Here is a 21807-nt window from a genome sequence, read left to right as displayed (position 1 = left end):
ACGCGCGTGCTTTTTCACGTCGATAACTCGTCTATAACTTCACGCGGAGTAGCACATGTCCAGCACCTATCGTATTGCCGTGATCCCCGGCGACGGCATCGGCAAGGAAGTGATGCCCGAAGCATTGCGCGCGCTCGATGCCGTCAGCAAGCGCTTCGATATCGCGCTCGAGTACAAGCATATCGAGTGGGCGAGCTGCGACTACTACGCGCAGCACGGCCAGATGATGCCGGACGACTGGAAAGCGCAACTGCAGGACGCCGATGCGATTCTGTTCGGCGCAGTGGGCTGGCCCGATACCGTTCCGGACCATATCTCGCTGTGGGGCTCACTGCTCAAGTTCCGCCGCGAGTTCGATCAATACATCAATCTGCGTCCGGCGCGCCTGTTCGATGGCGTGCCCTCGCCGCTCGCGAATCGCAAGGCGGGCGACATCGACTTCATGATCGTGCGCGAGAACACCGAAGGCGAGTATTCGTCGGTGGGCGGCGTATCGTTCGAAGGCACCGAGCGCGAGTTCGTCTCGCAGACCTCGATCTTCACGCGCCACGGCGCGGAACGCGTGCTGAAGTTCGCGTTCGATCTCGCGCAAAAGCGCGAGAAGAAGATCACCGTCGCGACGAAGAGCAATGGCATTTCGATCAGCATGCCGTGGTGGGATGCGCGCGCCGCCGAAATCGCCAAACAGTATCCCGAGATCAAGTGGGACAAGCAGCACATCGACATTCTGTGCGCGCGCTTCGTGCTGAATCCGGATCGCTTCGATGTGGTCGTCGCGACCAATCTCTTCGGCGACATTCTTTCGGACCTCGGCCCCGCATGCACGGGCACGATCGGCATTGCGCCCTCGGCCAACATGAATCCCGAGCGCAACTTCCCGTCGCTGTTCGAGCCGGTGCATGGCTCCGCGCCGGATATCGCGGGCAAGGGCATCGCCAATCCGGTCGCGATGATCTGGTCGGCGGCGATGATGCTCGATTTCCTCGGCGAGCGCGAAGCGCATGACGCGATGTTGTCCGCTATTTCCGCAGTGTTGAAGGAAGGCCCGCATACCGGCGATCTCGGCGGCAAGGCGAACACCGCGGAAGTCGGCGCGGCCATCGCGCACCTGCTCGCCTGATTCATCTGGAGACGATCATGACGAAGCGTTATGAATTGAAGGAATTGATTCACGCCGATAACTTCATCGACGGCAAATGGGTGCCCGCAGCGAGCGGCAAGCGCTTCGCGGTCACGGACCCGGCGACGGGCGAAGTCATCACGCAAGTGGCCGACAGCGGCCCCGCCGATGCGCGCGCCGCCACCGATGCCGCCGCGCGGGCCTTCCCCGCCTGGCGCGATACCTTGCCGAAGGATCGCGCGGCCGTGCTGCATCGCTGGCATGCGCTGATCGTCGAGAACGCGGACGCGCTCGGCCGTCTGATCTCGCTCGAACAAGGCAAGCCCTTCGCGGAAGGACGCGGCGAAGTGATGTACGGCGCGTCGTATGTCGCCTGGTTCGCCGAAGAAGCCACGCGCATCTATGGCGACATCATTCCGCAGCAGCAGCGCGGCAAGCGCATGAGCGCGGTGAAGGAGCCGGTGGGCATCGTCGCTGCGATCACGCCGTGGAATTTCCCGCTCGCGATGATCGCGCGCAAGATCGCGCCCGCGCTCGCTGCGGGCTGCACGGTCATCGGCAAGCCGGCTGAAGACACGCCGCTCACCGCGCTTGCGCTCGTGATGCTCGCGCATGAAGCGGGCGTGCCGGCGGGCGCGTTGAACCTCATCAGCGCATCGCGCGAAAACGCGCAGGAAGCCGTCGCCGACTGGCTCGAAGACGGCCGCGTGCGCAAGATCACCTTCACCGGCTCGACGCCGGTGGGCAAGTATCTCGCGCGCGAATCGGCGGGTACGTTGAAGAAGCTGTCGCTGGAACTCGGCGGCAATGCGCCCTTCATCGTGTTCGACGACGCCGATCTCGACGCCGCCGTCACGGGACTGATGGTATCGAAATTCCGCAATGGCGGGCAGACCTGCGTGTGCCCGAATCGCGTGTACGTGCAATCGTCCGTCTACGACAAATTCGCCGACTTGTTGACGAAGCGCGTCGCTGCATTGAAGGTCGCGCCCGCCACCGACGCCGATGCGCAGATCGGCCCGATGATCAACGCGCGGGCCGTCGAGAAGATCGAGCGCCATGTGAACGACGCCGTTGAACGCGGCGCCCGCGTTTTGACCGGCGGCAAGCGCCTTTCCGAACGCGGCCCGAACTACTACGCGCCGACCGTGCTCGCCGACGCCACGCCCGAGATGCAACTGAGCTGCGAGGAAACATTCGGCCCGGTCGTGCCGCTCTTTCGTTTCGACGATGAAGAAGAAGCCCTTCGCGTCGCCAACGACACGCCGTTCGGCCTCGCATCGTACTTCTATAGCCAGAACGCGAAACGCATCGATCGCGTGTCGCGTCTGCTCGAAACGGGATTGGTCGGCATCAACGAAGGCGCGATTTCGAGCGAAGCCGCGCCGTTCGGCGGCGTGAAGGAATCGGGCTATGGACGCGAAGGCTCGAAGTACGGCCTCGACGATTATCTGTCGATCAAATATCTCTGTCAGGGCGGCCTCGAATGAATGCGCATTTGAACGCATACCCCATCGAGATTGTGTTTCCCGATATCGACGCGCACGCATCGGGCAATGCGGGCGTGCCGTATGTGCATACGTTCGATTCGGGCGTCGACGGTCCGCATGTGATGATCAACGCGCTCACGCACGGCAATGAAGTGTGCGGCGCAATCGTGGTCGATGCCTTGCTGCGCGCGCAGTTGCGGCCGCGTCAAGGCAAGCTCACGCTGGCGTTCGCGAATGTCGACGCGTATAAGCGCTTCAATGCGGACAAGCCGGATGCGTCGCGCTTCGTCGATCAGGACTTCAATCGCGTATGGACCGCGCAGGCGCTCGACGATACATCGCGCGATTCGAGCGAATTGCGCCGCGCCCGCGCGATGCGGCCTGTCATCGACACTGTGGATCTGCTGCTCGATCTCCATTCGATGCATGAAAAGAGCAAGCCCTTGATCGTCGCCGGGCCGCTCGATAAAGGCATCGAATTGTCGGCGAAGCTCGGCACGCCCGCGACCGTCATCTGCGATGAAGGTCATCCCGAAGGGCGGCGCATGCGCGATTACGAAGGCTTCGGCGATCCGGCAAGCAGCAAGAATGCGTTGCTCATCGAATGCGGACAGCATTGGGAAGCGAACGCCGTAACGGTCGCACGCGATGTGACCGCGCGTTTTCTCGTGCTATCCGGCGTTATCGACAAAGAAGATTTGCCCGCGGACTGGATACAGCCATCGCCGGAAGAAATGCTCGTCGTGCGCGTGACGGAACCTGTCGTCGCGAAGAGCATGGACTTCCGTTTCGCCCATGACTACACCGGTCTCGAAGTGTTTCCCGATGCGGGCAGCGTGATCGGCTGGTCGGACGGCGAGCGCGTCGAAACATCCTACGACGATTGCATGCTCGTGATGCCGTCGCTGCGCCAGTTGCGGCCCGGCGTGACGGTCGTGCGGCTCGGCAAGATCGAACGTCGAATCAGATCCCATTGAAGACCACATCATGAAAGTTCAGCAGATCAAGCAAAGCATTGCGATAAACGGATTGGAAGATTGGGGCACGGCGGGACTTCCAGGCACGCAGGAGATCAGGATATCCGGCGTGCAGAAAGTCATTCCGGGCAGCGAGGCGATTGATACGGGCGTGTTCGAATGCACGCCCGGCACGTATCGACGCGCGGTCAAGCAGGCGGAAGTCATGCACTTTCTGGCGGGCAGCGGCCGCTTTACGCCCGATGGCGAAGATACCGTTCACTTCAGCGGTGGCGACACGCTTTTCTTCGCGGCGAACACGGAAGGCACATGGGAAGTCGATGAAACCATGCGCAAGGTGTACGTGATCTTTCAATAGCGCATCGCATTGTGACCAATCGCATTGTGACCAATGCCCTGATATAACATCAGGTCATGGTCACTCCAACAATTCCGGCGTTGCCGCCTTCTATTTGACTCAATATATTTTTATTCATCCTCGCGTCGTCCCCGCTTGAGGATGAAGGCGGGCGGGACGGCGCGACCTGCAAGACGTCCACTGCTTCAACCTTGTCGAGGAAAACGCCGTGATGAAGATTGCAAGGTTCCGCTGCCCGCTCATTCCTGTTCGTCCTCTCGCGATGACATTGCTGTTGACCATCGCGGGAACGGCGCCGGCGTTCGCCGCGGGCAAGATCACGTTCGTATCGCAAGGCGGCGCGTATCAGGAAGCGCAGACGAAGGCGATTCTCGATCCCGCCGCCAAAGAGCTCGGCATCACCATCAATCAGGACAGCATTCCGGATGCGTGGCCGCAGATCAAGGCGCAAGGCGCGACGGGCAAGCCGATCTGGGATGTCGTCGATACGCCGACATCGAATTGCCTGCGCGGCGGGCGTGAAGGTCTGCTGGAAAAGCTCGACTTCTCGAAGATTCCCAACGCCGCGGCCATTCCCGAGAAATACCGCACGCCCTATTCGGTGGCGTACGAGTTCTATTCGACGGTCATCGCCTATAACAAAAAGACGCTGAAGAAAGTGCCGCAAAGCTGGAAGGACTTCTGGGACGTGAAGAACTTCCCCGGCACGCGTGCATTGCGCAACGATCCGACGACCGTGCTCGAAGCCGCGTTGCTGGCCGATGGCGTGCCGCGTGACAAGCTGTATCCGCTCGATGTGGATCGCGCGTTCAAGAAGCTCGAACAGATCAAGCCGAACGTCACGGTGTGGTGGACCTCGGGCGGGCAGTCGGCGCAATTGCTGCACGACGGCGAAGTCGACATGACGATGATCTGGAACGGCCGCGCGAGCGCCGTGATGAAAGACGTTCCCGACGTCGCCTTCACGTTCAACGATGGCATTCTGCAAAACACCCAGCTCTGCATTCTGAAGAACGCGCCGAACATGAATGACGCGGTGCGCTTCCTGAACGCCGCCGTATCGCCGGAATTGCAGGCGAATCTGCCGCTTTATATCGATTACGGCCCCGGCAATCCGGCCGCATTCAAGACCGGCAAGATCAGCGAAAAGCGCGCGGCCGAATTGCCGAGTGCGCCCGCGAACGCGGCGAAGCAGGCGCTGTTGTCGGAGGAATGGTGGGCATCGGAACCCGGCATTCAGGCGAAGGCGCGCTGGCTCAAGTTCATGCAGTAACACTAAAGCCTTGTCGTGTTCGACACGCTGATTCTGGGCGGCGGCTCGGCGGGCTGCGTGCTGGCCGCGCGACTTTCCGAAGATGCGCCCGTGAACGTGTGCCTCGTCGAAGCGGGTCGCGATATTTCCGCGCGCACGATGCCCGATGCCATTCGCAGCCGCTATCCAGGCCGCGCCTATCTCGACACGCGCAATATCTGGCAAGCGTTGAAGGCGCGCATGAGCATGAGCGCCGCGCTGCGTCGCTATGAACAGGCGCGGCTTCTGGGCGGCGGTTCGGCCATCAACGCGCTGATGGCCAATCGCGGCTCGCCCGCCGACTACGACGAATGGGAGGCGCTCGGCGCGCAGGGCTGGAACTGGCAGACGTGTCTGCCCTACTTTCGCAAGCTCGAAACGGATTGCGATTTCAGCGGCCCGCTGCATGGCAATGATGGACCGTTGCGTATTCAACGCGCGCGTTGGGTCCGTGTTTCGCCCTTCGTGCGCGCGGTCCTCGGCGCGCTCGCCGAAAGCGGTCATTCGATGCACGACGATCAGAACGGGCTTTGGGAAGACGGCACGTTCATCGGATCGATCGCTGTCAGCGCGAAGGGCGAACGCATTCCCACGTCCGTCTGTTATCTCGACGATGCGGTTCGAGCGCGCAGCAATCTGACGATACGCACGGGCGATGTCGTCGAGCGCATTCTGTTCGATGGCAAGCGAGCGATAGGCGCGCGCATCGTTCGCGATGACGGCACGCATCACGATGTGCACGCGCTGCGCGTGATCGTATCGGCCGGTGCGATCCACAGTCCCGCGTTGCTGATGAGAAGCGGCATCGGTCCCGCCGATGAACTCGCCGCGCTCGGCGTCGATGTGCGCGCGGACCGCCCCGGCGTCGGGCGCAATCTGATGGAGCATCCGTCGATTGCCGTGTCGACGTTTCTGCCGCGCGCCGCACGCACGCCGTTTCGCGACGAACATCACGAGCAGGCGATCGTGCGCTTCTCTTCGGGCTTGCCCGACACCGTGCGGGGCGACATGCACGGCGCGATTCTCTCGCGCTCGGGCTGGCATTCCGTGGGCTATCGGCTCGGCACGATCTTCTTCTGGGTCAACAAGTCGTACTCGCGCGGACGCGTGACGCTTGCATCGAAGAACGCATTCGATGAACCCGACGTCGATTTCGCGATGCTCTCCGACGCGCGCGATCTCGAACGGCTCAAGCTCGCATTGCGCTTCGGCGCTGGCGTGCTCGCGTCGGCTTCCATGAAAGCGCATTGCGATGTGATCTTTCCGTCGAGTTATTCGCCGCGTGTGGCTGCGGTCGCGGTGCCGGGCACATGGAACGCCGTGCAGCGCGGCATGTTGAGCGCCCTGCTCGATATCGCCGGACCGTTGCGCGGTGGGCTCGTAAGAAGCGTCGTGACGCAAGGTGCGAGCATCGACGAATTACTCGGCGATGATGAAGCGATGAGCTCATTCGTCATGCGCAATGTAGGCGGAACGTGGCATCCGTCGGGGACTTGCCGCATGGGTTCATCGAACGATCCGCACGCGGTGACGGATTCACATGGCGCGGTCTATGGCGTCGACGGGCTATACGTGTGCGATGCGTCGCTGATGCCGTCGATTCCTTGCGCCAACACGAATGTGCCGACGATCATGATCGCGGAGAGAGTGGCGGATGGGTTGCGCGGCAGATCGCCCGACCAACGCGCAATCTCCGCCCAACCCCTCGACTACTCCCCATAACCCACGATCCCCTTCACTTCCAGAAACGCCTCCAGTCCCCACTCGCCATACTCGCGCCCGTTTCCCGACTGCTTGTAACCCCCGAACGGCGAGCCCGGGTCCCAGGCCGGATAATTCACGTACACACTCGATATAAAACTGCTGTAGACGTCGCATATCTTTGTCAGTAAAAGAATCAGGCCCGCGCCGCAGCCGACGATCGCCGGCTCACGACGACGATCATCACGAGACACAAGGTCAGCGCGGTCAGCATGGTGCTGATGGCGGCAATCGTCGGATCGATTTCATCGCGCAATGTGACGAACATTCGGCGCGTGAGCGTCTGATTATTGCCGCCGGAAATGAACAGCGCGACGACGGTTTCATCGAGCGCCTGAATGAACACGAACACCGCGCCCGAAATCACGCTCGCCTTGATTTGCGGCAGCGTCACCGCCATGAACGCGCGAAAGCGGTTCATGCCGAGACTGCGCGCGACCATTTCCTGCGTGCGGTCGAAGGTGCGCAAATCCGCGCCGACGGAGATCAGCACATAAGGCAGGCCGAGCATCGTATCGGCGATGATAAGACCGCCGAGCGTGTTCACATAGCCCATCTGCGTGAAGACGAAGAACACGCCCACCGCGACGATGATGATCGGCACCATCAGCGGCAGCATCAGGAGCGGGCGCAAGTAGCGCAAGGACCAGTGCGACCCGTACTGAATGCCATACGCCGCCGCGATGCCGAGCGGCGTCGCGATCAGCGCCGCGCATGACGATGCCGCGAAAGTCGTCTTGGCGGCGTCGATCCACGCGGGGTTATCGAAGAATGCGTGATACCAGCGCAGCGAATACGCGGGCGGCGGAAACGTCAGGAAGCGCGCATCCGAGAACGACAGCGGCACGACGATCACCACGGGAATCATCAGAAACGCCAGTATCAGCATCACCGATGCGCCGAGCGTCACGCGGCCAAACGATAAGCTATTCATTTCGCCCCCAGTGTCTTTTCGAGCGGAATCACGCGGCTCACCGCATAGAAGATCGCGAACACGCAGATGAGCAACACCACGCTCACCGAACTCGCCGCACCCCACGAGTTATAGATCTCGACGTTGCGGCTCACGATCATCGACACCATCATCGACTTGCCGCCGCCCATCAGTTCGGGCGTGATGTAGAAGCCGAGGCACAGCACGAAGACGAGCGTCACGCCCGCGAGCACGCCGCTCATCGACAGCGGCAGGAACACGCGCAGGAACACATGCAACGGCGAACCGCCGAGGCTCGCACCCGCTTGCGACAGATTCGGCGGAATCTTCTGCATCGCGGAATAGAGCGGCAGGACCATGAACGGCAAGAGGATATGCACCATCGCAATGACGGTGCCGAACTGGTTATACGAAAGCTGCAAGGGACGATCGATGAGACCCATGCCGAGCAGCGTCTTGTTGATGAGACCCGTGCGTTGCAACAGCACGAGCCACGCATACGTGCGCACGAGCACGCTGGTCCAGAACGGCAGGATCACCATGCCGAGCACGAGCGCGCTCCATCGCGGCGATATCGATGCCGCGAAGTACGCGACCGGATAGCCGAGCAGGAGCGTAATGGCCGTCACGATGAAACTTAGCTTGAACGTGAGAAGAAACGTGTCGAGATACGCGCCGGTAAAGACGCGTTTGTAATTCACGAGCGAGAACACGCCATCGTGATAGAACGATTGCCACGACAGCCACGCGAGCGGCACGACGAGCAGCACGACGATGACCAGCAGCGCGGGCGCCATCAGCAGCAGCATCGCGCGGTCTTCACGACGCTGATGGCGCACCGAAGGGTCGATCGTCGCGGAAGGGATCACGGCGGTGTCCTGGAGAATCCGTTTGGCTGTCGTCATCATGCACCCACGGCGTCGAGAAACTGATACCACGCGGCGACGAGCCTCACGCCCGGCGCGCGCAGCGCGTGAAACGGCACGGGCCGCAAGCCGTCCTGCGCGAGCAGCGCGAGCTCGGGTTGGTCGCCGAGCGCGAGCGCCGCCGCATGCTGGCCGATCAGACTCGCCATCGCGACACCCGCGCCGTTATAGCCGAGACAGAATGTGGTGGCGCTGTCGCTGCGGCCCACATGCGGCAGCGCGTTGAACGTCATGCCCACGTAACCCGACCAGCGATAGTCCACCGCCACGTCCTTCAATTGCGGAAAGAGCGCGATCATCGCGCGTTGCAGCGCATCGAAGCCGGTCGGCTCGCCTTCCTTGCCGAACGCATCGCGGCCGCCGAAGAGCATGCGTCCATCGACCTTGCGGAACCACTTCATCATGCGGCGCGTTTCGGTGTAGCTGCGCCGATTGACCATGAGTTGCCGATCCAGTTCCGGCGGCAATGGCGCGGTCGCGATCATCGCGCTTCTGAACGGCACGAGCTCGCGATGATACGAAGCGGTGGCGTCGGTCAGATTCGAATACGCGTTCGTCGCGACGATGACCTGCTTCGCGCGCACCGTGCCGCCAGGCGCCTTCAAAAGCACGCGGCCATCCTGCGCGCGCGACATGTCGATAACAGGCGTCGACTCGTAGATCTTCACGCCGCGCGCGGTCAATCCCGCCGCGATGCCGCGCACGTATTCCAGCGGCAGGATCGTGCCCGCGTCCGCGCTCAGCACACCGCCGACGAAACCCTTCGAGCCGGTCTCGTGCTCCACTTCCGCGCGCGATTGCACGCTCATCGACGTATCGTTCAGCGCCGTGCGAACCCAGTCCGCTTCGGCGCGTATCGACTCCAGCGCGCGTTCCGTATGCGCGCATCGCAGGCTGCCCGTGTGCTCGAAGCGCGCGCGTTCGAGCCTGAACTCGTCGATGAACGCCTCGACGGTGCGCACGCCATCATGCGCGAGCCGATGCATGCGCTTCGCGACGTCGATGCCATGCGCGCTCGCGATCGCGGGAAACGACACGCGAAACTTCGACGACACCACGCCGCCATTGCGCCCGCTCGCGCCCCAGCCGACCGGATTCGCATCGAGCACCGCGCATTCGACGCCGCGTTTTTGCAACGCATACGCGGCGCTCAAGCCCGAATAACCCGCGCCGATGATCGCCACTTCCACATTGATATCGCGTGCGAGCGGTGCGCCCGTGCTCACGGGCGCGTTCATCGTGGGCACGCGCGCTGCCATCGCCCGCCATAGCGATTCGGGCTGCGGGCGCGGTTGTGTCGTCGGGGCGCGCATCGTCGTTATGCAGCGGCGCGCACTTCGGCGTCGACGGCATCCGCGAGCGCGGCGAGCGTCGCGAACTTCCACGTCGGCGTCGTGACGCTTTCGGGCACCGGCGTCGCGCCGAAACCCTTCATGCCCTGACGCCGCTCGATCCAGCACGTCGCATAACCGAGCTGCGTCGCAATGCCGATGTCGTGATACTGGCTCTGCGCCGTATGCAGAATCTCCTCGAACTTGTAGCCGAAAGCCGCCTGACGCCCGCGGTTATATGCGAAGAATTGCGGATCGGGCTTCGCGACGCCGGTTTCATCGCAGCACACGGTGTCGTCGAACGGATTGCCGAGCGTGTGTGCATACGCCGACAATGCAACGCGGTCCGCATTGGTCATCGCAACCAGACGGAAGTGCTTGCGCAGGCGCTTCAATGCGGCAACGGAATCATCGAACGCGGGCCATTCGAGCACGTCGCGCTGAAATGCGGCGGCGGATTGCGCATCGTCGGGCAAGCCGAGTTTCTTCGCGAGATGCAGATACACGTTCGCCATTTCATGACTCGAGCGGCCCGGATGGATCGCGCGCCCTTCCATGTACGGCTCGAAAATCTGATCGTCGGTCAGGTCGCGCGCCTTCGGGCCGCCGAGCCGGCGCACCGAATCCAGCACGCCCTTTTCGAAATTGATCAGCGTGCCCACGACATCGAACGTCAGAACCTTGAAATCGGTGAGATTCATTGCTTCATCCTTTACGGGTTGCGCAGCTACGTTGGCAGTCGAAATCGCCCGTGCACAGGCGGTGAAAGAATCAGGCCGGCACGACGATCGTGTCCTGCGGATCGAGCGCGACGGTCATCCATGCACCCGGCGTCGGAATGCGCCTGCGCGCCTCATGGCTGCCGGGTTGACGAAGACTGATCGTGGTGCCGTCGGCGAGCGCGGCGAACACACGCAGGCTCTCGCCTTGATAAAGCACTTCGGTCACGCGGCACGAAAGACGATTGGTGTTCGCATGACGATGCTCACCGTCGATGACGAGCTTTTCGGTCTGCACCGCGAGCAATAGCTTTTCGCCGCGCGGCAAGGGATGCGCGGTGCGCAGGACGGTATCGCCGAGACGCACGGCATCGTCGCCGGCGCGCGTGACATCGAGCATCGTCGCCTCGCCGATGAAGCTCGCGACGAACGCATCGCAGGGACGGTCGTAAAGGCGCTCGGGCGTATCGATCTGCACGAGCCTGCCGTCTTTCAATACCGCGACGCGATCGCTCATCGTGAGTGCTTCGCGCTGATCGTGCGTCACGTTGACGATGGTCGCGCCGAGCTGCCGATGCAGTCTGCGCAATTCGATCTGCATGGTCTCGCGCAATTGCTTGTCGAGCGCGGACAAGGGCTCGTCCATCAGAATGAGTTGCGGCTGAAACACGATCGCGCGTGCAAGTGCAACGCGCTGCTTCTGACCGCCGGAAAGCTGATGAATGCTGCGGCTTTCATAACCTTTGAGCTCGACCATCGCGAGCGCTTCGGCGACACGCTTCGCCCATGTCGATTTCGGCTCGCGGCGCGCGCGCAACGAGAATGCAACGTTTTCGCCCACGGTCATGTGCGGAAACAGCGCGTAGTTCTGGAACACGATGCCGATCTCGCGCTTGTGCGGCGGCGCAAATGTAATGTCACGCTCGCCGACCCACACGCTGCCCGATGTCGGCTGCACGAAGCCGCCGAGAATGCCGAGCAGCGTCGTCTTGCCCGAGCCCGACGGCCCGAGCAGCGAGACGAACTCGCCCGGCGCGATATCGAGCGATACGTCTTCCAGCGCCGTCACCGCGCCATAGCGCTTGGTCGCGGACCTGATCGACACCCCTGTTTTTGCTCGTGCGTCCATGACGTTCGTCTCATCGAAAAAGAGAGAGGTTGGGAAAATACTATGTCGCGATGTTTTTGACGGCAATTCCAAAATTGTTGGATCGGGCATAACATGAAGTCATGCCAAACCTTCGCAGAAAACTGCCCAGCGCGAATGCGCTTTTCGTGTTCGAAGCCGCCGCGCGCTGCGGAAATTTCACGCGCGCCGCGCAGGAGCTTTATGTCAGTCAGCCAGCGGTCAGCCGCATGCTCGCACGCATGGAAGACCATATCGGCGTGCGGCTTTTCGAGCGCGTGCGCGGCGGTATCGAACTGACGGAAAGCGGCAGGATTCTTTATCGAAAGATATCGGAAGGCTTCAGCGGCATAGAAAGCGCGATACGTGAAATCGAGGCGCGCGCAACGGGCATCGAAACCGTCACGCTGTCCGTATCCACCGGCTTTACGACACACTGGCTCATGCCGCGCATGAGCCGGCTGAATCAGGCGTTTCCTTCCGTGGATCTGCGGTTTCAATTGATATCGGGGCGCATTGGCGGCCCGCTTGTCGATGTCGATCTCGGCATGCGTTTTCTTCACGACGAAGAGATCGATGAAAACGCCGTTCTCGTGATGCCCGAAATGCTGCTGCCGCTTTCGAATCCGCGCTATCACGAGCATGCGCAATCGGAAGCGGGGCGCGCGCATGGCGATACGGTCATCGTCATGGATGACGAAGAGCGCGGCTGGCACGAACGTTTTCATGCCTTCGCGAAGAAAGAGCGTCATGCGGCCGGCATGCTGAGCTTCAACGATTACGCGATCGTCGTGCAGGCGGCGCTGCTCGGGCAAGGCATCGCGCTGGGCTGGCTCAACGTGACATCGCACTGGCTCGCGCAAGGCACGCTCGTGCCGGCCGAAGAAGAGCTGATCGTCACGAGCCGCCGCTGTTGTCTGCTCACGCCGCCGAATCAGCCCGTGCGGCCCATCGTCGCCGATGTGCGCGCGTGGATCATCCAGGAAGCGCTAAGCGACATGCGCGTCGTCGAAAGCCAGTACCCGCGTCTCGGCTTGCGCGACGCGCTTCATCAGACCGGCATCGAGCTCGGCTGAACGCGCTTTCTTGCGCGTGCGCGCGACGAAGGCGCTCGGCGTCACGCCGCATAGCCGCTTGAAATGCCGCGCGAGATGACTTTGATCGAAGAAGCCGACTTCCGTCGCGACGACCGAACCCGGCACGCCCGCGAGCAATAACATCTGCGCGCGGCGCACGCGCAATTCGCATAAGTACTTGTACGGCGAAAGCCCGAATTGCTGACGAAACACCGTCGCGAAGCGCGATACGCTCAGCGCCGAAAGATCCGCGAGTTGCGCGAGGCTCACGGTCTTGTCGAAATTGGCTTCGATATAGGCGAGCGCGTCGACGAGATTGGCTTGACTCATGGCGAAGTCTCGGATGTGACCGATTCCGCGTGCGTCGACGATGCGCGCTGAAATCGTCTGATGGAAAACGATGCGAGATCAATCGGCGTGCTGCCGCTGTCGAGCAATTCGGCGAGCGTTTCCCCCACGCCCGGACCGATCTGAAAGCCCGAGCCGGAAAAGCCGAATGCGTAGAACAGGCCATCGACTTTCGAACTCGGGCCGATGACCGGCTCCGAATCCGGCAGATAACTTTCCACGCCGCTCCACACGCGAATCACATGCAGCGGACGCATCGCGGGCACCATGCGGCGAAACTGCGCCATCTGCGCGACGGTGTTGTCGGGCAGCACGGATGCGCGTTTCGTATCGGCATTCGCGGGACCGGGCGGGCCGCCGCCCAGCACGATATTGCCGCGCGGAATCTGCCGGAAATACACGCTCTCCTGCTTGATCGACGAATAGACGCCCATCGAATACTTGAAGACATACGGCACGGGCTCGGTCACGGCCATTTGCGGGCCGCGCGCGGCGAGCGGCACGGGTTCGCCGAATTGCGTCGATAGCGCGTTGGCCCATGCACCCGCGCAAATCAGCACTTGCTCCGCGCGATACACCTCGCCCGTTGCGGTGTCAACGCGAAAGCCACCCGCCTCTTTCTCCACGCGCACCACTTCCGTGTTCTCGACGATGCGCGCGCCGAGCCGTGCCGCCGCGCGTCCGAACGCGGGCGCGGCGAGACGCGGATTCGCGTGACCATCGACCGGCGAGATCGATGCCGCGAGCACGTCGCGCCCGAGAAAGGGATAGCGCCTGAACATCGCCGCGCCTTCGACCACTTCAAGATCGAGACCATAGGCGCGCGCATCGGCGGCATAGCGATGAAAGTATTCGGCGTCGTGCGCGTGATAGCACACGCGCGTATGGCCCGACGGCAGGAATTCGACATCTTCGCCGAGCAACTCGCGCGCATGCCGCCATGTTTCCAGCGCGCGATTCGACATCCCGAGTTGTTCGAGCGCGCGTCCCTGCCGACGCACGCCGCCGAAGTTCACGCCGCTCGCCTGCTGTCCCGTCAGCCCGCGTTCGAGAAGAATCACCGAACGCTTGCGGCGACGCAGAAAGAAAGCGGTCGTCGTGCCGACGATGCCGCCGCCGATCACGATCACATCGGCGCGTTCGCTCATTCGCTCGTCTCCATGTCCGCGTGCGGCGCGAGCGCCATCGGCAGAGGTTTGACGGGCGCTTGCCCGCGCAGGCGGCCGACCGCTTCGAGCGGCACGCGCGCCTCGGCTGCGATGACTTCGGCGCCCGCATGCGCGCAAAAGCGGCCCTGGCATCGGCCCATGCCAACGCGCGAGAAGGCCTTGGCGCGATTCGCTTCCTTCGCGCCCATCTCGTTGACGACGTGTCTCAACTCGCCCGCCGTGATCGCCTCGCAGCGGCACACGATGGTGTCATCCGGCAATGTGGCGGCGAAACGCGCGGGCCACGGGAAGGCCGTGCGCAAGCCTGCCGCGAAGCGCGTGTAGCGGCTGAGTTGCGTGCGCAAGCGGTTGGCTTCGGCGGCATCGTGCGCAAGGCTCAGGTCCTTCAACGCGGCCAAAGCCGCGAGCTTACCGGCGCGTTCGGCCGCATCGGCGCCACGCACGCGTGCGCCATCGCCTGCGAGGTAGATGTCCTTCACGTTGCTGCGGCCGTCTTCATCGGCGATGGGAAGCCACTGCCGCAACGCCTGATCGAAGCGGAATTCGCAGCCCGCCAGATCGGCAAGCTGCGTTTCGGAGCGCAAGTGATAGCCGAGCGCGACGGCATCACATGTCACTTGCAGCGTCGCGCCATCGGCACGCTTGACGCGCACGCCTTGCACGCCATGTTCCGGCGTGCCATCGATCGCAAGCGGCGTGATACCGCGATGAACCGGCACACGCGCGTCTTTCAGCACCTTCATCAACGCGATGCCTTTCTTCAGCGCCGATGGAATCGCGAGCAATTGCGGCAATGCGCGCAGCCGTTGCGCGAACGTCGAAGTGTCGAGCACCGCGCCGACCGTCGCGCCCGCCTTCACGTATTGCGCGGCGACGAGATAGAGCAACGGTCCCGTGCCCATCATCACGACGCGCGAACCGATCGCGCAGCCCTGCGATTTCAACGCCACCTGCGCGCCGCCCAAGCTATACGCGCCCGCGTGATGCCAGCCGGGCACGGGCATCAACCGGTCCGTCGCGCCGCTGCAAATGATGAGCGCATCGAATGCGATCTTGCGATGACGCGTGCCGCTCACCACATGCACTGCCTTCGGCTCGATGTTCCAAACGAGCGTATCGGGCATGTAGTCGATCTTCGCGCGCAACGTGTCGAACGCATCATGCAACGCGCGCGCGCGTTCGGCTTCCGTGCCGTACAGCGTTTCGTAAGTGCGCGTGAAACCTTCCGGCTGACGACGATAAATCTGCCCGCCATCCCTTCTGCCTTCATGGACGACGATGGGACGCAAGCCCGCCTGCACGAGCGCCTGCGCCGCGCGCACGCCCGCCGGTCCCGCGCCGATCACGACTACAGTAGCGGCCATACGCCCTCCGCCTCCGTGAGACGCGTGACGATCGACATGCCTTCGAGCGCCTGCGTCGTGCATGCGCGCACGCGCTCGCCCTGTGCGGTCCATACCCAGCAGTCCTGGCACGCGCCCATCACGCAGAATCCCGCGCGGCGGCCATCGCCGAATTCGGAGTCGCGCAGATCATGTTGCGATGTGAGCAGCGCGACCATCAACGTATCGCCTTCCGATGCCAACGCGCGCTTGCCATCAATGAGGATCTCGAACGTCCTGCGCCCTGTCTCCGCGACTCTCACGAAGCGTCCGCTCATGCCGTCACCGTATCCGCCGACTGCATGCGCGCGAGATCGGCGGCGCTGTGATGACACAGAATCTCTGCCCCCGAAGGCAAGGTCCTCTTCACGGGCGGCGTGACGTTGCACTTGCCGTCGATGCGCGCGGCGCAGCGCGAACGGAAGCTGCACAACTCGCGCGCATCGCTTTCCGGGCCGAGCGCGGGCAGCGCGGCGAGCGCCATCGCGCGGCGCGCATCCAGCCAGCCGGGACGCAATGCGGGCACCGAATCGACGAGCAAGCCCGTGTACGGGTGATACGGTGGATGCGAAAGCGCATCGCGCTGGCCCGCTTCGACGCATTGCCCCGCATAGAGCACGATGACTTCGTCGCAGATGGCGCGCACCGTCGAAATGTCGTGGCTGATGAACATGTACGACACCTTCAGCTCACGGCGCAGTTCCGCGAGCAGATCGAGGATCGCCGCGCCGACGACCGTATCGAGCGCGGACGTCACTTCATCGCAGAGAATGAGCTCAGGCTTGGCGGCGAGCGCACGCGCGAGATTCACGCGCTGCTTCTGTCCGCCCGATAAACCGCCGGGCTGACGCTTCGCGATCGACGCCGGCAGCTTCACCAGATCGAGCAGTTCGAGCATGCGCTTTTCCGCCGCCGGGCCGCGCAAACCGTGATAGAAGTTCATCGGCCGCGCGAGAATATCGGCGATGGTGCGGCTCGGGTTCAGCGCGGTGTCGGCGTTCTGAAACACGATCTGCACGCGCCGATATTGATCGAGCGTGCGCTCCGATAACTTCGCGGGCAAGGGCTTGCCGTCGAGCAGCACGTCCCCGCGCGCGCGATCGACGAGGCCCGCGATCACGCGCGCGAGCGTCGTCTTGCCCGAACCCGATTCGCCGATCACGCCGAGCGTCGCGCCGCGCGCGATCTTCAGGCTCACGTCATCGAGCACGCGCACGGCGGGCACGCCGTTCCCATCGATGCGTCCATAGCCCGCGCTCAGATTGCGGATCTCCAGCAGAGGCGTCGCACTTACTTCGTTATCCGTAGTGAGTTCCACTTCCGGGCGGCGCGTCGCCGCGAGCAGTTCACGCGTGTAGTCGTCGGCGGGCGCATCGAGTACTTGCGCGGTCGCGCCGTTTTCGCGCACACGTCCGCCGTTCAATACGACGATGCGGTCCGCCATCTGCGCAACCACGGCCAGGTCGTGCGATACATACACCGCCGTCGTGCCGAGTTCGCGCACCACGCCCTTGAACGCGGCGAGCACTTCGATCTGCGTGGTCACATCGAGCGCTGTCGTCGGTTCATCGAACACGACCACAGCGGGATCGGTGATCAGCGCCATCGCGGCCATCAGGCGCTGCAACTGGCCGCCCGACACCTGATGCGGATACCGGTCGCCGATGGTTTCAGGATTCGGCAACGCGAGCTTGCGAAAGAGGCCGATGGCTTTCTCGCGTGCTGCCGTGGCCGTCATCAGCCTGTGCAGCAGCGCCGGCTCGGTCACCTGATCCATGATCGTGCGCGCGGGATTGAAACCCGCCGACGCGCTCTGCGCGACATACGCGACCGTGCGCGAACGCAATGCGCGGCGGCCCTTTTCGTCGAGCGCGAGCACGTCGATATCGCCGATCTTAACGGACCCGCCCGCAATCGCGCAACCGCTGCGCGCGTGCCCGAGCAAGGCCAGCGCGATGGTCGTCTTGCCCGATCCCGACTCGCCGATCAGCGCGAGCACTTCGCCCTTCTTCACCGTGAAGTCGACGCTCTTCACGATCTCGACGACCGGGTCCGGCGCATGACCTGCTACCACACGCAGGCTTTTCACTTCGATCATGTTCGTAGTCACTGGCCGCCTCCCTGCGAGCGCGCGCCATGACGACGCAGACTGTCGATAAGCAGATTCACGCCGACCGTGAGCGTCGCGATCGCAACCGCTGGCATCAGCACGGCGGGCGCGCCTTCAGCAAGACCGCCGATGTTCTCGCGCACGAGCGAGCCCCAGTCCGCATTCGGCGGCTGCACGCCGAGGCCGAGGAAGCTCAGGCCCGAGAGCAGCAGCACGATGAACACGAAGCGCAGGCCGAAGTCCGCGAGCATCGGATGAATCATGTTGGGCAGCACTTCCACGCGCGCGATATAGAACAGCTTTTCGCCGCGCGCCTTCGCGACCTGCACGTATTCGAGCGTCATGATGTTCACCGCGAGCGAACGCGAGATGCGGAACGCGCCGGGGATATACGCGAGCGCGGCGACCATCATCAGCATCGGAATGGACGAGCCGAACGCCGCGATCACCACGAGCGCGAGAATCTTGCTCGGGATCGAGATGAGCGCATCGAAGAGACGGCTCAGCACTTCATCGACCCAGCGGCCCGACACCGCCGCGACCAGACCGAAGAACGTGCCGATGACGCTCGCCGCCACGGTCGATGCGAGCGCGAGGCCGACCGTGTATTGCGTGCCGTAGAGAATGCGGCTCAGCATGTCGCGGCCGAGATAGTCGGTGCCGAGCAGATGCGCCGCGCTATACGAGCCGAAGATTTCCGTCGATGTGAACGCGCCGCCTTTGTAGGGCGCGACGACCGGCCCGATGAACGCAATGGCGAGCCAGAAGATCACGATGAAAAGACCGATCAGCCCGAGCACCGAGAAGCGATGCACGAGCCGGCTCAACGCGCTGCGTCTGACGGCGGCGGGCGCTTGTTCTTGTGGCGCGTCGGCTGGCGGTTGATCGTATATCACGGTCGTGGCGTGTGAAGAGACGTTCCGATTCATCGTTGACGCAGCCTCGGGTTGGAGACGATCTGAGCCAGATCGGCGATGAGCACGAGCGACAGATACGCCGCGCAGAACACCATCACGCAGCCCTGTACGAGCGGCATGTCGCGGTTCGTGACGGCATCGACCATGAGACTCGCGAGACCGGGATAATTGAAGATCGATTCGACGATCACCACGCCGCCGAACAGATACGAGAGGCTCAGCGCGACCGCGTTCGCAATCGGCCCGATGGTGTTCGGCAACACATGCCGCAACACGACGCGCATGGGCGAAGCGCCCTTGAGCACCGCCATTTCCACATACGACGCGTTCAGTTGATCGAGCACCGCCGCGCGCGTCATGCGCGCCATCTGCGCGACGATCACGCAGCAGAGCGTCATCACCGGCATCGCGTAAGTGCGCAGGAGCGCGCCGAACGACGACACATCCGACAGGTACGACAACGCCGGCAGCCAGCGCAGCTTCACCGCGAAGATGAGCACGGCGATGGTCGCGACGAGAAACTCCGGCACGGCGACCGTCGACAGCGTGACGACGTTGAGCGTGCGATCGAGGAGCGAGCCGCGATACATCGCCGATGCAATGCCGATGAAAAGCGCGACCGGCACGGAGACGAGCGCCGTGAGTCCGGCGAGCACGAGCGAGTTCGGCAGACGTGTCGCGATCAGCTCACTCACGGGCAGATTGTTCGACAGCGACGTGCCGAAGTTGCCCGTCACGACATGCACGAGCCACTGCACGTAACGCGTGATCGCGGGCTGATCGAGGCCGAACTGATGTCGCAGCGCTTCCACCTGCTCGGGCGTCGCGGCCTGGCCGAGCGCCTGCTGCGCGGCATCGCCCGGCAAGAGACCGGTAATGCCGAACACGACCATCGACACGATCAGGAGCGTGAGCAGCGCGAGGCCGAAGCGCGCGGCGACGAGTCGTTGCGCATGAACTTTCATCGGATATCGCCTCTCGTTTTGAAGGGTTCATATCGCGCGCCGTCGCTGTTGCACATGACGGCGCGCGCCCCGCTTACACCGCGTTCACGCTTCGAGCCACACGTTCTCCGCGAACATCCAGCCCATCAGGCCCGCGAGCGGAATGCCGCCGAGACCTTTCAACTTCGTCGTGTGGGCGTCGAGCGAGCTCTGGAACATCGGAATGCCGATGCCGCCGTCCGTGTGCACGAGCTCCTGCATGTCACCGTAGATCTTCTTGCGCTTCGCGTCGTCCGGCTCGCCGCGCGCGCTGACCAGCAACTGATCGAACTGCTCGCTCTTCCAGTTGGCTTCGTTCCACGGCGCATCGGACTTGAAGAACTGCGTGAAGATGACGTCCGCGCTCGGACGTGCATTGATGTTGCCGAAGCCGAGCGGATGCTTCATCCAGTGATTCGACCAATAGCCATCGGACGGCACGCGGATCACTTGCAGATTGATGCCCGCCTGCGGCGCGACCTGCTGCATCAACACGGCCATTTCGACGGAGCCTTCCGCCGCCGGCGATGCGTACAGTTGAATCGGCGTGTTGCCGACCTTCGCCTTCTGGAAGTGGAATTTCGCCTTCTCGGGATCGAATGCGCGCTGCGGCAGGCCCGACATGAAGTACTTGTTGCTCGGATCGATCGGCTGATCGTTGCCGATCGCGCCATAGCCGCGGAAGATCGTCTTGCGCATCTGCTCGCGGTCCATCAGATACATCATGCCGCGGCGGAAGTCCGCGTTGCCCGTGATGCCGCCATCGTCGCGCATGATGAGATCGGTGTACTGACCCGTCTTCGTTTCGAGCACCGTGAAACCCTGCGTGCCCTTGATGCGCTCGGTCGAACGCGCGCTCACCGCGTTGATGAGCTGCACGTCGCCCGAGATGAGCGCATTCACGCGCGCCGGTTCGTCCGCGATGCCGATGAGCTCCACTTCGTCCAGATGCGGCATGCCCGGCTTCCAGTACTTCTCGTTGCGCACGCCAATGGTGCGCACGCCCGGCGCGAATTCCTTGACCTTGAACGGTCCCGTGCCGACAGCCGTCTTGAAGTCCGTCGTGCCGTCCTTGATGATGAGGAAATGCGAGTCGGCCAGGATCACGGGCAGATCGGCGTTCGCGCCCGTCAGCGTGATGGTCACCTCGTTCGGGCCGGTCGCCTTGACTTCCTTGAACTGATCGGCGAGCGTCTTCGCCTTCGAGCCGATCGCCGGGTCCTTGTGGCGCATCAGCGAATAGATGATGTCCTGCGGCGTGAGCGACTTGCCGTCGTGGAACTGCACGCCGCTGCGAAGCTTCGCGACCCACACGGTCGCATCTTTCGTTTCGAGCGATTCGGCGAGCGCCATCTTCGCGCCGAGATGATTGTCGAGTTCGGTGAGGCCGCTGTAGAACATGAACGCGCGGGCGTAATCGGTGCCGAGCGAGCCCTTGGCGGGATCGAGCGTATCGGCGGCGGAAGACGACTGCGTCGCCACGAGGATGCGTCCGCCCTGCTTCGGCTTGTCCTGCGCGAACGCCGCGCCGCTCGCGGTGAGAAGGCCCGCGCCGGTCACGGAGAGCAGTCCGCCCGCGGCCATCGCGCGCAGGACGTTGCGCCGCGACGCGCCACGGCGCGTCAGTTCTTCGAGCCGTGTGCCTGCATCGGCATGGGCGAGTGCTTCGGGCGATTTGTCGATGCTCATGAACTTCTCCGCGATAGGGACTGTGGATATTGTCGACGGCTTCGTTTTGGAATCTAGGCCGCCTGTCTTTGCTTCGATGCTTCGATGCTTCGATGCTTCG

General features: G+C 63.1%; 20 protein-coding genes and 1 pseudogene. 7 read left to right on the top strand and 14 right to left on the bottom strand.

Going from position 1 to position 21807, the window contains the following annotated elements; all coding sequences use genetic code 11:
• The first annotated feature begins 55 nt into the window (after window positions 1-55).
• The 6 genes from AWB75_RS17135 (at window position 56) to AWB75_RS17110 (ending at window position 6958) form a co-directional block, all read left to right on the top strand.
• Window positions 56-1120 carry a tartrate dehydrogenase gene (locus AWB75_RS17135; protein WP_061125286.1) on the top strand — a complete coding sequence of 355 codons (1065 nt, stop codon included), beginning with the start codon at window positions 56-58 and terminating at the stop codon, window positions 1118-1120.
• Window positions 1121-1137: 17 nt separating this feature from the next.
• Window positions 1138-2610, top strand: a complete 1473-nt coding sequence (locus AWB75_RS17130; RefSeq protein ID WP_061125285.1) for an NAD-dependent succinate-semialdehyde dehydrogenase — start codon at window positions 1138-1140, stop codon at window positions 2608-2610.
• Entirely contained in the window at window positions 2607-3587 is a 981-nt protein-coding gene (locus tag AWB75_RS17125; RefSeq protein WP_061125284.1) for a M14 family metallopeptidase, read from the top strand. Before AWB75_RS17130 ends, AWB75_RS17125 begins: the two co-directional genes overlap by 4 nt.
• 10 nt (window positions 3588-3597) lie before the next feature.
• Complete coding sequence (locus AWB75_RS17120) at window positions 3598-3945, top strand: cupin domain-containing protein (protein ID WP_061125283.1); 348 nt, start codon at window positions 3598-3600, stop codon at window positions 3943-3945.
• A 211-nt stretch (window positions 3946-4156) separates the two neighbouring features.
• Window positions 4157-5218, top strand: a complete 1062-nt coding sequence (locus AWB75_RS17115) for an ABC transporter substrate-binding protein (protein WP_061125282.1) — start codon at window positions 4157-4159, stop codon at window positions 5216-5218.
• A 15-nt stretch (window positions 5219-5233) separates the two neighbouring features.
• Window positions 5234-6958, top strand: coding sequence for a GMC family oxidoreductase (locus tag AWB75_RS17110; protein ID WP_061125281.1), 1725 nt, complete (start codon window positions 5234-5236; stop codon window positions 6956-6958).
• Here the strand turns inward: AWB75_RS17110 and AWB75_RS37095 are convergent.
• From AWB75_RS37095 to AWB75_RS17080, 6 genes and pseudogenes are all read right to left on the bottom strand, one after another.
• Window positions 6946-7086: pseudogene (locus AWB75_RS37095) on the bottom strand (aldehyde dehydrogenase family protein); the annotation flags it as partial. The gene AWB75_RS17110 and the pseudogene AWB75_RS37095 sit on opposite strands and share 13 nt — an antisense overlap.
• A 47-nt stretch (window positions 7087-7133) precedes the next feature.
• Complete coding sequence (locus tag AWB75_RS17100; RefSeq protein ID WP_061125280.1) at window positions 7134-7931, bottom strand: ABC transporter permease; 798 nt, start codon at window positions 7929-7931, stop codon at window positions 7134-7136.
• Complete coding sequence (locus AWB75_RS17095; RefSeq protein WP_061125279.1) at window positions 7928-8839, bottom strand: ABC transporter permease; 912 nt, start codon at window positions 8837-8839, stop codon at window positions 7928-7930. Before AWB75_RS17095 ends, AWB75_RS17100 begins: the two co-directional genes overlap by 4 nt.
• Complete coding sequence (locus AWB75_RS17090; RefSeq protein WP_061125278.1) at window positions 8836-10170, bottom strand: NAD(P)/FAD-dependent oxidoreductase; 1335 nt, start codon at window positions 10168-10170, stop codon at window positions 8836-8838. The genes AWB75_RS17095 and AWB75_RS17090 overlap by 4 nt, the downstream gene beginning before the upstream one ends.
• Window positions 10171-10175: 5 nt before the next feature.
• Entirely contained in the window at window positions 10176-10889 is a 714-nt protein-coding gene (locus AWB75_RS17085) for an HAD-IA family hydrolase (RefSeq protein WP_061125277.1), read from the bottom strand.
• A gap of 70 nt (window positions 10890-10959) precedes the next feature.
• The gene (locus tag AWB75_RS17080; protein WP_061125276.1) at window positions 10960-12036 is read right to left on the bottom strand and encodes an ABC transporter ATP-binding protein; all 1077 of its coding nucleotides are present in this window, start codon (window positions 12034-12036) and stop codon (window positions 10960-10962) included.
• Window positions 12037-12137: 101 nt separating this feature from the next.
• On the opposite strand from AWB75_RS17080, the gene AWB75_RS17075 reads away from it, so the two are divergent.
• Window positions 12138-13109 carry a LysR family transcriptional regulator gene (locus AWB75_RS17075; protein WP_061125275.1) on the top strand — a complete coding sequence of 324 codons (972 nt, stop codon included), beginning with the start codon at window positions 12138-12140 and terminating at the stop codon, window positions 13107-13109.
• Here the strand turns inward: AWB75_RS17075 and AWB75_RS17070 are convergent.
• From AWB75_RS17070 to AWB75_RS17035, 8 genes are all read right to left on the bottom strand, one after another.
• Window positions 13023-13439: a helix-turn-helix domain-containing protein gene (locus AWB75_RS17070; protein ID WP_061125274.1), complete on the bottom strand. Its 417-nt coding sequence runs from the start codon at window positions 13437-13439 to the stop codon at window positions 13023-13025. The two genes, AWB75_RS17075 and AWB75_RS17070, sit on opposite strands and share 87 nt — an antisense overlap.
• Window positions 13436-14605 (bottom strand): NAD(P)/FAD-dependent oxidoreductase, encoded by a 1170-nt coding sequence (locus AWB75_RS17065; protein WP_061125273.1) that lies wholly within the window; start codon window positions 14603-14605, stop codon window positions 13436-13438. Before AWB75_RS17065 ends, AWB75_RS17070 begins: the two co-directional genes overlap by 4 nt.
• Window positions 14602-15990, bottom strand: a complete 1389-nt coding sequence (locus AWB75_RS17060) for an FAD/NAD(P)-dependent oxidoreductase (protein ID WP_061125272.1) — start codon at window positions 15988-15990, stop codon at window positions 14602-14604. Before AWB75_RS17060 ends, AWB75_RS17065 begins: the two co-directional genes overlap by 4 nt.
• Window positions 15975-16286 carry a (2Fe-2S)-binding protein gene (locus AWB75_RS17055; protein WP_061125271.1) on the bottom strand — a complete coding sequence of 104 codons (312 nt, stop codon included), beginning with the start codon at window positions 16284-16286 and terminating at the stop codon, window positions 15975-15977. The genes AWB75_RS17060 and AWB75_RS17055 overlap by 16 nt, the downstream gene beginning before the upstream one ends.
• Window positions 16283-18106, bottom strand: coding sequence for an ABC transporter ATP-binding protein (locus AWB75_RS17050; protein ID WP_061125270.1), 1824 nt, complete (start codon window positions 18104-18106; stop codon window positions 16283-16285). The genes AWB75_RS17055 and AWB75_RS17050 overlap by 4 nt, the downstream gene beginning before the upstream one ends.
• Before the next feature lie 8 nt (window positions 18107-18114).
• Window positions 18115-19047: an ABC transporter permease gene (locus tag AWB75_RS17045; protein WP_061125269.1), complete on the bottom strand. Its 933-nt coding sequence runs from the start codon at window positions 19045-19047 to the stop codon at window positions 18115-18117.
• Window positions 19044-20000 (bottom strand): ABC transporter permease, encoded by a 957-nt coding sequence (locus AWB75_RS17040; protein ID WP_061125268.1) that lies wholly within the window; start codon window positions 19998-20000, stop codon window positions 19044-19046. The genes AWB75_RS17045 and AWB75_RS17040 overlap by 4 nt, the downstream gene beginning before the upstream one ends.
• An 84-nt stretch (window positions 20001-20084) precedes the next feature.
• Entirely contained in the window at window positions 20085-21707 is a 1623-nt protein-coding gene (locus AWB75_RS17035) for an ABC transporter substrate-binding protein (protein ID WP_061125267.1), read from the bottom strand.
• Between the last annotated feature and the right edge of the window lie 100 nt (window positions 21708-21807).

Source organism: Caballeronia catudaia, from assembly GCF_001544755.2.
Taxonomy (GTDB): Bacteria; Pseudomonadota; Gammaproteobacteria; order Burkholderiales; family Burkholderiaceae; genus Caballeronia; species Caballeronia catudaia.
The sequence above is the reverse complement of the archived record's forward strand: the minus strand, read 5'-3'. Positions and strand labels throughout refer to the sequence as shown.